The 11,623-nt window shown below is 36.3% G+C and carries 7 protein-coding genes, 1 pseudogene and 1 other annotated feature; of the genes and pseudogenes, 1 reads left to right on the forward strand and 7 read right to left on the reverse strand.

The genetic code is table 11. The features are described 5' to 3' along the window. Positions 1 to 327 precede the first annotated feature (327 nt). From ACFOY7_RS15395 to ACFOY7_RS15420, 6 genes and pseudogenes are all read right to left on the reverse strand, one after another. Positions 328 to 1,368 (reverse strand): annotated as a pseudogene (locus tag ACFOY7_RS15395) (quercetin 2,3-dioxygenase). Between the two features lie 731 nt (positions 1,369 to 2,099). Next, on the reverse strand, positions 2,100 to 4,109 hold the full coding sequence (locus ACFOY7_RS15400) for a beta-galactosidase (protein ID WP_390253129.1): 2,010 nt from the start codon (positions 4,107 to 4,109) through the stop codon (positions 2,100 to 2,102). A 243-nt stretch (positions 4,110 to 4,352) separates the two neighbouring features. Then, a complete protein-coding gene (locus ACFOY7_RS15405; RefSeq protein ID WP_390253131.1) occupies positions 4,353 to 5,276 on the reverse strand; it encodes a manganese-dependent inorganic pyrophosphatase in 924 nt (307 codons plus the stop codon). Between the two features lie 76 nt (positions 5,277 to 5,352). Beyond that, positions 5,353 to 6,597 carry a glutamate-5-semialdehyde dehydrogenase gene (locus tag ACFOY7_RS15410; protein ID WP_390253133.1) on the reverse strand — a complete coding sequence of 415 codons (1,245 nt, stop codon included), beginning with the start codon at positions 6,595 to 6,597 and terminating at the stop codon, positions 5,353 to 5,355. Further along, a complete protein-coding gene (gene proB, locus ACFOY7_RS15415; protein WP_390253136.1) occupies positions 6,590 to 7,717 on the reverse strand; it encodes a glutamate 5-kinase in 1,128 nt (375 codons plus the stop codon). Before proB ends, ACFOY7_RS15410 begins: the two co-directional genes overlap by 8 nt. A 70-nt stretch (positions 7,718 to 7,787) precedes the next feature. Next, positions 7,788 to 8,003, reverse strand: a binding site (T-box leader). Positions 8,004 to 8,049: 46 nt separating this feature from the next. Next, on the reverse strand, positions 8,050 to 9,123 hold the full coding sequence (locus tag ACFOY7_RS15420; protein ID WP_390253139.1) for a branched-chain amino acid aminotransferase: 1,074 nt from the start codon (positions 9,121 to 9,123) through the stop codon (positions 8,050 to 8,052). A gap of 190 nt (positions 9,124 to 9,313) precedes the next feature. On the opposite strand from ACFOY7_RS15420, the gene ACFOY7_RS15425 reads away from it, so the two are divergent. Then, positions 9,314 to 10,057: a CBS domain-containing protein gene (locus ACFOY7_RS15425; RefSeq protein WP_390253141.1), complete on the forward strand. Its 744-nt coding sequence runs from the start codon at positions 9,314 to 9,316 to the stop codon at positions 10,055 to 10,057. A gap of 58 nt (positions 10,058 to 10,115) precedes the next feature. Here ACFOY7_RS15425 and ACFOY7_RS15430 read toward each other — a convergent pair whose 3' ends face one another. Beyond that, entirely contained in the window at positions 10,116 to 11,612 is a 1,497-nt protein-coding gene (locus tag ACFOY7_RS15430) for a glutamate synthase subunit beta (protein ID WP_390253143.1), read from the reverse strand. Positions 11,613 to 11,623: the final 11 nt, after the last annotated feature.

Genomic DNA, 11,623 nt, shown 5'->3' on the forward strand with positions numbered 1-11,623 from the left:
TAGTTCTTCTTAATACGTGTGATTAGTATTTATCATCTACAACAAGATAAAGTTCTTTATAAACAGTTGTCAAAAGACTAATAGCATAGTTATCTATTAAGCCTCATTAAAATAAAGCTTATTGGATTCCGTTCGAAAAGTCGGATTGCATATCCTCAAATAGACTATGAGTTCTTCCTTGCCGTATTTGAGAGTTTCCCGTTTTCTATAAGTACAGTCCATTTCAATGACATGATGTCCTCCGCATTTAAATCAAACTTGCTCTTTAGCACAAACGGAAAATCCGCTAAAACTTCCACATTGTTTTTTGCAACATTTGCGAATTTCTCATACTTTATCTCTTCTCTCAGTTAATGGTTTATCCACAGGTTTTAAGTCAAGATTGTGTAAATTTTCTAACACTCTATCATAACGGAAAGGCCATGGCTCATAGGGGAATACGTAGTCATCAGTAGGGTCCCCAATCGTTCGGAAAAACGGTTCGAAAAGACCTGATATAAGGAATCCGATAAATTTTGTATAATGAGAATCGCATCGGTAAGCGTGAATTGTTTTTTCAGGCACGTGGAGAAAGTCACCTGGGTGTAACGTCACTTCTTCCCCATTAGCCCACATTGTCAGTTTCCCTTCCAAACAGAAAAACGTTTCTGTATGCTTCTCATGGTAGTGGGCAGGAATACGAGCAGCTTTCGGTGATTCACACATAACAGTGATAAACTCACCCTGTGTATGTGCTTGTGTTGTTAAAAATGAGAATAGTGATTCAGCTGTAACAAGGCGTTCCCCGCCATTTGCTTCAAGTACGTATGGCTCCAGGTTAGCAGGTAATTCACTATTCTCAACGAGTACAGGTTTGCCACTAGATTGTTCAGTAACAACAAATTTAATGTCTCCTGCCGATTCTGCCTCTGCTAACTGTTCTATAGAAAAATCATGGAGTGCTTTTGGTGGACGTTCGTATTTATCATATGGCTTTCCAATAACTGAGTAAATATTAGCGATTTCTCCTTTCATAGTAAAAGAAAGAAATCGTGTCCGGTGACTTAACATGGGATAGCTGTGTACTGTACCGGCTGGAATTTGAGCATAATTATCAGAAGTTAAGAGATGCTTTTTCCCTTTTATGTTTAGCTCTAAGTTCCCATGTAGAACATAGATAGCTTTGTGAGTATGTTCATGGACATGAGAAGGAAAACTATCTCCCTTTCCCCCTGATAAAATAACACACTAAAATAGATTTCCTGTACTTTCAGCTGTCGCTATTACTGTCGCTAGTTGCGTACCGAAAAGATAGCGTTCTCCTTCTCCCGCTCTAACTATATATGGTTCTTTACTTTTTGGTAGTTGATGTTTCGTTTGATTCCTCATTTTCTAACCACCAGCCTTTCTACTAATCTGTTAAAATAAAATAAGTAAGCTCCCCAAAAGGATACATTTACCATATCCCCATTTTATGATAAAAACTTCATCAATTACAAATAGATAATAGGGTTTCCTATTATCTCAAGGAAGGATTTCTAAAATTATGAGTATAATGGCACATCTGAAAACCTCGAAAAAGAGCAAAAAGTTGATTCTTTATAGTAGGTTGAATGGTGTATGAAAAGCAAATTATCGTTATGTAACTTCATTGGGCGAATGTGAGGAATGACTATAATTTATTCGTGCCGTCATTAGCGGAACAGATTATACCTACAGTGAACACTAGTTATTTATCACATATATAGGTTCAGCTCCCAGGAAAATATTAGCATCATAGAAGTAATTGTAAAGCCAGCATAGTTATGATGTACCTCTTTACATTTTTTATTATATAATATGGTATTTAATTCTACGGCTCTTACAGGAACAATACCCTTTTTCTAATCATTATCCACCACAGAAAACATTCTTCCGTTGTAACATTTGGTTTTTCAATTTACCGAAAACTGAAGATTTGATTTTGAACTCCTAACTCTCGAGAGATAAAAGTACTTCGAAGTCAACACATCATAACAGAGTTATTTAACATAGCTAATAAATAAGTAAAAACACGTCCAAAACATTTAGTTAACAATCTAAAAAACTCACTCATTCAGAGATGAAGAGTGAGTTTAGATTTAATAGGAAATAATTGCAACATCTTTACCTTCCAGTTTAATTTCCTGGCTAATTTCTTCGTTCGTTAAACAGTTTCTATAACTAACCCCATTATCCAGAGTTACAGATACCGGATCCTCATTGTGGTTTAGAATAAAAAGAAAATGCTCTTTACCTTTGACACGTTCTGCAACTTCTACATTTGGAGGGGCTTGTAATGGTGCCAAGATATTTAGTTGAGTCAACAATCCTGAGAATAATTCCGTTAGGTAGTTTCCTGAAGGGTTTGTTCCAATATATAAAGCCAACCCTTTCCCATACCGGTGAGTTGTTACTGCCGCTTTTCCTCCATACCAATTTTGTGTAAAATATGCTATAGGTTTTGCTCCTTCTATTTTAATGATGTCCGCCCATAAATTAGCCTTCATCCGTTGACCGTTTGCAACAATTTCATTTGTTTCCCTATCGGCCATTGGGGCAAATTCATCGACAGTAATACCGAGCAACTTACGAAGTGGTGCTGGATAACCGCCTAAATGAATATGATCCTGTTCATCAGCAATACCACTAAAGAAACTAACTACTAGGGTACCGCCACTATCCACATAATTTTCTAAGTGTACAGCTTCTCCATCTTTTATCATATAGAGCATTGGTGCAATGACTAAATCATATTTATCAATAGAACGATTTGGCTTTACAAAATCGACGGCAATATTTTTTTTATAAAAGACTTCATAATATTGATATACTTGGTCCAGATAGGACAGTTTATTATGCGGTTTTCCTTCAAGTTCAACAGCCCACCAATTTTCCCAGTCAAAGATGATGGCGACTTTAGCTTCCGTTTTTGCACCGACAATTTTATCTAACTTTTTCAATTCATTCCCTAATTGCTTGACTTCTTGATAAGCACGGCTGTTTGGGTTAGAGGAATGAGGTACCATTGCACCATGGAATTTTTCTGCACCTGCTTTTCCTTGTCTCCATTGGAAATACATTACACCATCACCTCCACGTGCCACAGTTGAATAACTCCACAATCGCATTTCTCCTGGCTTTTTCGTTAAGTTGATATCTCGCCAATTGACATGTGCAGTTACCTGTTCCATAAGGTAAAATGGTGATCCATCTTTTAAGCTGCGCATTAAATCATGATGCATCGCATGGCGAAATGGTATACCTTCTCTTGGATCAGGATATGAATCCCATGTTACAAGGTCCAATTCCTTTGCCCATTCAAAATAGTTAAGTGGTTTGAATTCATACATAAAATTTGTAAAAACGGGTATTTCCGGAGTGATTTTACGCAAAATATCTTTTTCTGTTTTATATAAATTGAAAATGGCACGATCCATAAATCGTTTGTAATCTAACATCTGGCTAGGATTATAAAATGTCGGTAAATTTGCTGGGAACTGAATCTCATCCCAAGAATTATATCGTTGACTCCAAAAAGCAGTACCCCATTTTTGATTCAATGTATCAATTGTTTGATATTTTTCTTTCAGCCAATGACGAAATGTTTGCAAACTTTCTTTACTATAACATTCTGCTAGATGGCAGGCATACTCATTGTTAATATGCCACATCTTAACGGCAGGATGATCTTTATACCTTGTCGCCATTTCATTTACTAACTTACTAACCGCGTTTATAAAGCGCTTACTATTAGGGGAATAATGTTGCCTTGAGCCTACCTGGTATTTTACTCCATTTGCTTTCACTGCTAGAACCTCTGGATATTTTTTTGATAGCCATGCTGGTGGAGATGCAGTAGCTGTTGCTAATGCCACACCAATGCCATGGTCATGTAAAATATCCAGTACTTTATCTAACCATGTAAAATCAAATTGCCCTTCCTCTTTTTCAATCATAGACCAACTAAAAATGGCTACAGAAACAAGATTTACACCTGCTGCTTGCATTAATTTAGCATCCTGTAACCACACCTCTTCTGACCATTGTTCCGGATTATAATCACCGCCAAATGCTATCTGTGGCATTATTTCTTGTATAGACTTTGCCATAGTTATCCCTCACCTTAAGTAAAATTTAACTTATCTATTTTACTTATATAGTAAATGAATACGCTAACATATTCAACTATTTCTCACAAATAGTTGCTTCTTGATACGAAATTATACTAAAAGGTCATCGCCCTAATAACATGACGATGACCTCTCTTATATTTTAATATATGCCTTAACTTACATTTTTGTTGTCATAAACCACACTCGTACTTATAATGTTTCTTATTTTCGTCAAATAAATTAAAATACGTTTTGTAAGTTAGGTACTACTTGTTTCTTACGTGATACGACACCTTCAAGTTTTGCTGTTTTATTATCTAAAGTTACATTGAATGCCTCAGCAACTTTTTCTTCTGCTTCACCTACAGCTAAGACAACAGAGTCATTGTTTAAAATATCTGTAATAACGAATACAAATAATTTAAGACCTTTATCTGTGACTGTTTTCTCAATTACAGGCTCGATTTCTGAACGAAGTGCCAATACTTCGTCTACATCAACCGTATTTACTTGGGCAATTTCTACTTTGTTGCCATTCATATCAAACTCTTTTGCATCTAGTGAAATTAACTCACTTGCTGATTTATCACTTAAATCAGCACCTGCTTTTAGCATGTCTAAGCCATATTTTTCTGAATCCACACCAGCGATTTCAGCTAATTCTTTAGCTGCCTGGATATCTTCCTCTGTACAAGTAGGTGATTTAAATAATAATGAATCGGAAATAATTGCTGATAACATTAATCCTGCTGTTTCTTTCTTAATTGTTACGTTCTTTTCTTTATACATTTTATTTAAAATCGTTGCAGTACAGCCTACAGGTTCAGCGCGGTAATATAATGGATCTTTCGTTTCAAAGTTAGCAATACGGTGGTGATCGATTACCTCTAATACTTGCACACGGTCAATGTCTTCTGCACTTTGCTGACGCTCATTATGATCAACTAGTATTACCTGATCAACTTCGTCTGATACGTTTTCCACCATTCTTGGTGCTGAAACATTAAAGTGATCTAGCGCAAATTGTGTTTCATTATTCACTTCACCTAATCTAACCGCCTCTACGTCTTCCCCTATTGCTTGTTTTAATTCTGCATAAGCAATTGCGGAACAGATCGTATCAGTGTCTGGATTTTTGTGTCCGAAAATCAAAGTTTGTGCCATGTTCATTACTCCTTTATTTCCCAAGTATTTATATCCATTCCCAATTATACAGGAATTGAATGAAAAGAAAAATAGTTTACTTAATTTGACCATTACCGTGTAATAAATATTTTGTGGACGTTAAAGCTTCTAATCCCATTGGCCCTCTTGCATGAAGTTTTTGTGTACTAATACCAATTTCTGCACCAAAACCAAATTCGAAACCATCAGTAAATCTAGTTGATGCATTATGATAAACTGCAGCAGCATCGACTTCATTCATGAAGGTAACCGCATTTGCATCATTTTCTGTAATAATTGCTTCTGAATGGTTTGTGCCATAGCGATTAATATGGTTAATTGCTTCTTGTACCGTTTCTACTGTTTTTATTGCAACAATTTTATCTAAATACTCCGTTTCATAATCTTCTTCAGTTGCTCTGCTAATGTTCGAACCTTTTGCCATCGTAAAACTATCACCATGAATTTCTACATCTGCATCTTGTAGTGCTGCAATTAACTCACTCAAATGATTTTCAGCCCAATTTTTTTCAACTAAAATTGTCTCAATCGCATTACATACCGAAGGCCGTTGTGTTTTCGCATTTATCGCTATTTCAATTGCCATCTCTTTTTTGGCTGTTTCATCGATAAAAAGGTGACAATTTCCTGCACCTGTTTCTAATACAGGTACGGAGGCATTGGCGACAACTGTATCTATAAGCTTCTTACCGCCACGTGGAATAAGAACATCCAAGTAGTCGTTTAACTTAAACATTTGTGAGGCTGTTTCTCTGCTTGTATCCTCTATTAGTTGAACAGCGTCATTTGGCAGGTCAGACTGTTTTAATGCATCCTGAATGACTTTTACTAAAGCAGTATTAGAATAGATCGCTGACGAACTTCCTCTTAGCAGTACGGCATTACCCGTTTTTAAACAAAGACTGGCTGCATCAATTGTAACATTCGGTCTTGCTTCATAAATCATACCGACAACACCTATTGGTACTCGAGTCTTCTGGATGTTTAAGCCGTTTGGTCTTGACCATTCTTCCATAACGTCACCTATTGGATCATTTAATTCTGCTAACTGGAGTAAAGCTTCTGCCATGTCATCAATACGTTGTTCATTTAAGATCAAACGGTCAATTAACGACTCATGCAATCCGTTCGCACGGCCTCGTTCAATATCTTTATTGTTCTCTGAAATAATAAAAGCCTTTTGTTCTCTTAATTCTCTAGATAATATCGTTAGCGCATTATTTTTTTGGTCAGTCGTTTTTGTTGCTAGATTCGTTGTTGTATTTTTAACAAGTTTTGCTTTTTGTAATAAATCACTCATAATGATATGCCTCCTCCATTGATAATACTAATCTGTCACGATGAATAACTTCAGGTCTAGTTCCCATCGTTATTTTCATCGCAATTTGACTTGGTTCACCTTTTGATAAGATCATCTCATCAGAAGAATAGTTAACTTGACCTTTTGCAATAACTTGCTCATCATAAACTATCTCTACAACGGCGCCTGCTTCAAATGTGCCTTCAATCCATTTTATCCCTGCAGGCAACAGACTCTTTCCTTGGTTAATGATTGCTTCACTAGCACCTTTATCGACAAATATTTTTCCCGAGATCGGTGAATGAAAAGCAATCCACTGTTTTTGTTTACGATAGTTAACTTCTAAGTGTTCACCAATGTAAGTCCCATCACCTTTATTATCAATAATATGATTAAGTTTATCTTCCCCGCTGCCTGTTCCTACAAATACTCGTACACCTAGTGAAAGAGCTGTTTTTGCTGCTAAAATCTTTGATTTCATTCCACCTGTCCCAAATTTTGAACCTGACTCATGTTTCGTTTGCTTTAAAATTTGATCAGAAATTATTGCCAGGCGGTCATACCTTTTAGCAGAAGGGTCTGTCTTTGGATTTCTATCATAGAGACCATTGATATCTGTTAACATGATTAAAAAATCTGCATGTACTAACCCACTTACTAATGCTGATAACATATCATTATCCCCAAAGGTTAATTCGTCTGTTGCTACCGTATCATTCTCATTAATAATTGGCAGGACATCCCGTTTCAACAGCTCTGTTAATGTCGAATAAACATTTCCATATTGCTTCTCATTACTGAAGTTATCACTGGTTAATAATAGCTGTGCGATCGTGATGTCATACTTTTTAAATGCTTCCGTATACGCTTGTATAAGTAACCCCTGACCTACTGCTGCAGCTGCCTGTTTACCCGAAACAGTTACTGGCCTTGTCGGATACCCTAAATCACTGAACCCTGCAGAGACAGCTCCTGAAGAAATAAGAATTACTTCATAATTTGCCTTTTTTAGTTTTGCAATAGCTGCTGTATGCTCCTGGATTTTTTTTAAGCTTAATCCACCATTTTTATTCGTCAATGAACTACTGCCAATTTTCACAACAATTCGTTGTTTTGCCATTTTACTCACGCCTTCTTATAACAATTACTATCTAAGAAAAACTAAATAAAAAGACTCTTCTGCCTTAATAAATAAGGACGAAAAGAGTCATTCCGCGGTACCACCTTTGATTGACAATATAATCTATATTGTCCACTTAACCCTTTAACGCAGAGTAACGTTTAAGTGATGCTTAACAGTTCATAGAATAGGTTTCATTAGTAAAGCGGGCAACAGAATTTTTCAGCCAGGAATTCTGCTCTCTTTTGCCATTTATCTAATTCATTGTTCTAATCATTACATTTTCTCATTATTAATATCATTATAGAAGATTTGCACAAACTTCTCAACTATTATTTCACTTTAACTGTCCAGCCGAATGGATCTTTTACTGTACCAAATTGGATACCAGTTAACGTATCATACAACCGCTTGGAGATCTCTCCAGTTCTTCCATCATTGATAAATAGCTTCTTATCATTCCATGCTAGTTCACCAATTGGGGAGATAACAGCAGCTGTCCCTGAACCAAACGCTTCTTCTAACTCACCGTTTTGGTAACTTTCATATAACTCTTCCATCGTAATCCGGCGTTCTGTTACTTTGAGACCCCAATAATTTAATAGTTCAATAACTGAGTTTCTTGTTACACCGTTTAATATACTGCCATTTAGTTCTGGTGTAATAATTTCCCCATTTATTTTAAAGAATACATTCATACTTCCAACTTCTTCAATGTATTTTTTTTCTAATCCATCTAACCAAAGAACTTGAGCATAACCTTCTTTAGATACAATCTCCTGGGCCTTTAAGCTGGAAGCATAATTACCAGCTGTTTTCGCTTCACCTGTACCACCTTTAACTGCACGGACAAATTCATTCTCAACAGCAATCTTTACAGGATTAATCCCGGATTCATAATATGCACCAACTGGGGATAAAATAACAATGAATTGATAAGTGCTTGAAGGATTCACTCCTAAATATGGTTCTGTCGCAATAATAAATGGTCGGATATATAGAGAAGTTCCCTCAGCATCTGGCACCCAATCACTGTCAATATGAACCAGATGCTTAATCGCATTAATTGCAAATTCTTCATCTATTGCCGGGATACATAATCTATCATTGGAAAGATTTAAACGTTCCATATTTTTATTCGGTCTAAATAATTGAATGTTACCATCTTTTGTGCGATATGCCTTTAATCCTTCAAAGACCGTTTGACCATAATGAAAAATCATTGCAGCAGGATCAAGAACTATTGGTTGGTATGGCACAATTTTAGGATTATGCCAGCCTTTTTCTTCACTGTATTCTTGAGTAAACATATGATCAGTAAAATGTTTTCCAAACTTTAATTGATCAGATGCCGGTTTTGGTTTTGGATTTTCATTCTTTATTACTGTAATTGTATATTCTGACATTGCAAAGACTCCTTAATAACAATATGTAATGCTTAGTATTTACTAAATTCCTAAGTTATATTTTATTACTAAAACAAACATAAATACAACCATAAAATATTAAAATTTTCAAACAATTAAAGGGAATTAGACATTTCTCTACTAATACAATGTTAATTATGTCCTATTCTTCAGAGAAAAAGGTGATTATATGGTGAAAAAAAATAACGAATTATCTGAACGGTTTGAAGCTGCATTTAATCAAATACATGATCAATTATGTCAATATGCACATGAAGTAAACAATCATATCTCATTTACTGAAGTATTAGAGAAAGCAAAACCTCATCATAAAATAATCCAAGCACACTTCGGATTATTAAAGCAATGTAATAAATTACGAAATGCGATGATCCACCGAAAAATTAAACAAAAATTTTATATTGCGGAACCACATGTTGAAGTTGTCGAAGAGTTAGAACAAATTGCAAGTACTCTGAGTCGTCCACCATTAGCTATTAATTATGCTTCCAAGCCTGTAGAATTCTTTAAGGAGGAGGCATCTATTTCTGAGGTATTGAAGGTGATAACTAGTAAACATTTTTCGCAATTCCCGATTTATCGTCAAGATAAATGCATTGGATTACTGACAGAAGGTGCGATTTTGCATTGGCTTGCAACGAGATTCCTTTATGATTCGAGCTCAATAGATCAGTGTCTGATTCAAGATGTATTTTCATTTGAAACGGAAGCGAATATTGCATTTTTATCAGAGAATGCAACAATATTTGATGCACAGGCAATATTCCAACATTACATGAATCAAAACAGGAAATTGGAAGCAATCGTTATTACGAAAACAGGAGATGAGCAAACTGTTCCACTTGGAATTATTTCTTCCTGGGATTTAATTCGCCTGGAATTACGAACATATCCACTTTTAAACCATACGTAACTCTATGACATTATTCAGTAAAGAGATGAAAGGAGCCTGTATTATACAGACTCCTTGATTACATATTGACTACAGATGGTAAAGCAGTTTCTCCCATTAAATATTGATCTACTTGGTAAGCCACTTCTCTACCTTCATTAATCGCCCAGACAATCAGACTTTGACCACGTCGTGCATCCCCAGCAGCAAATACATGCTCAATGTTTGTTTGGAAATCGCCATATTTGGCATTCACACGATTTCTTTCTGTTTTTACATCAAATGCTTGAAGTACTGGCTGTTCTGCGCCTTCAAAACCAATTGCGATAAGCACAAGTTGGGCTGGCCAAACTTGTTCTGTTCCTGGTATTTCTTCAAAAACGAACATACCATTTTCATCCCGTGTTTTTTTCATCTGAACTGTATGAAGTTCTTTTAATTTGCCATTTTCATCTTTAACAAATTTCTTCGTTTGGATGGAGTATTCACGAATATCTGCACCAAATTTCTCTTTTGCTTCTTTATGAGCGTATTCCAGACTAAACACATTTGGAAATGCCGGCCACATGTTGTCATCATTTCGTTTGATTGGAAGCTGAGGGTGTTTACCGAATTGGGCAATACTTTTTGCGCCTTGACGTAATGCTGTTGCTATACAATCAGCCCCTGTATCACCACCACCAATTACGATGACATCTTTCCCTGCTACGTTCAATTCATCTTCTACTTGAACCGTTTCATCAAGGAGAGACTTTGTTGCAACCGTTAAGTAATCCATTGCAAAACGAATACCTTCTGCATCTCTTCCTTCTAATGGCAAATCACGATGCTTTTGCGCACCAGTACATAAAATCACTGAATCATGATTCGATTTAATCTCATCGGCAGAAATGTCCTTTCCAACCTCAGTGTTCAGAATAAAATCAACGCCTTCTTGTCTTAATAAATTTACACGGCGTTCAACAACATCTTTCTCTAATTTCATATTAGGAATACCGTATGTTAATAGACCACCAGCACGATCTTGGCGCTCATATACTGTAACAGAATGCCCAGCTTGATTTAATTGGTCAGCTGCTGCTAAACCTGCAGGCCCTGAACCAACGATTGCTACTTTCTTACCTGTACGGCGTTTCGGGACTCGCGGCTTGATCCAGCCATTTTCAAATCCTTTATCAATGATTTTCTGCTCAATATTTTTAATCGTTACAGCGGGATCATTTATCGCTACAGTACATGATCCTTCACAAGGTGCTGGACAAACACGGCCAGTAAATTCAGGGAAGTTGTTTGTTTTCATTAACCTTTCCAGGGCTTCCTTCCATTTACCCCGATAAACTAAATCATTCCACTCAGGGATAAGGTTGTAGACAGGACAACCGGATGTTGCCCCATCAATGTCCATTCCAATATGACAGAATGGTGTTCCGCAATCCATACAGCGCGCCCCTTGTGTTTTAGCTACTTCGTCAGAGAAAGGAGCAGAATATTCTTTCCAGTCATGAATTCGCTCCAAAGGTTCACGTTGGTTGGCTGTTTGTCGTTCAAATTCCATAAAACCAGTTGCTTTCCCCATCTCATCTGTCT

Origin of the sequence: Gracilibacillus xinjiangensis (genome assembly GCF_042651765.1) — a bacterium.
Classification (GTDB): domain Bacteria; phylum Bacillota; class Bacilli; order Bacillales; family Amphibacillaceae; genus Gracilibacillus; species Gracilibacillus xinjiangensis.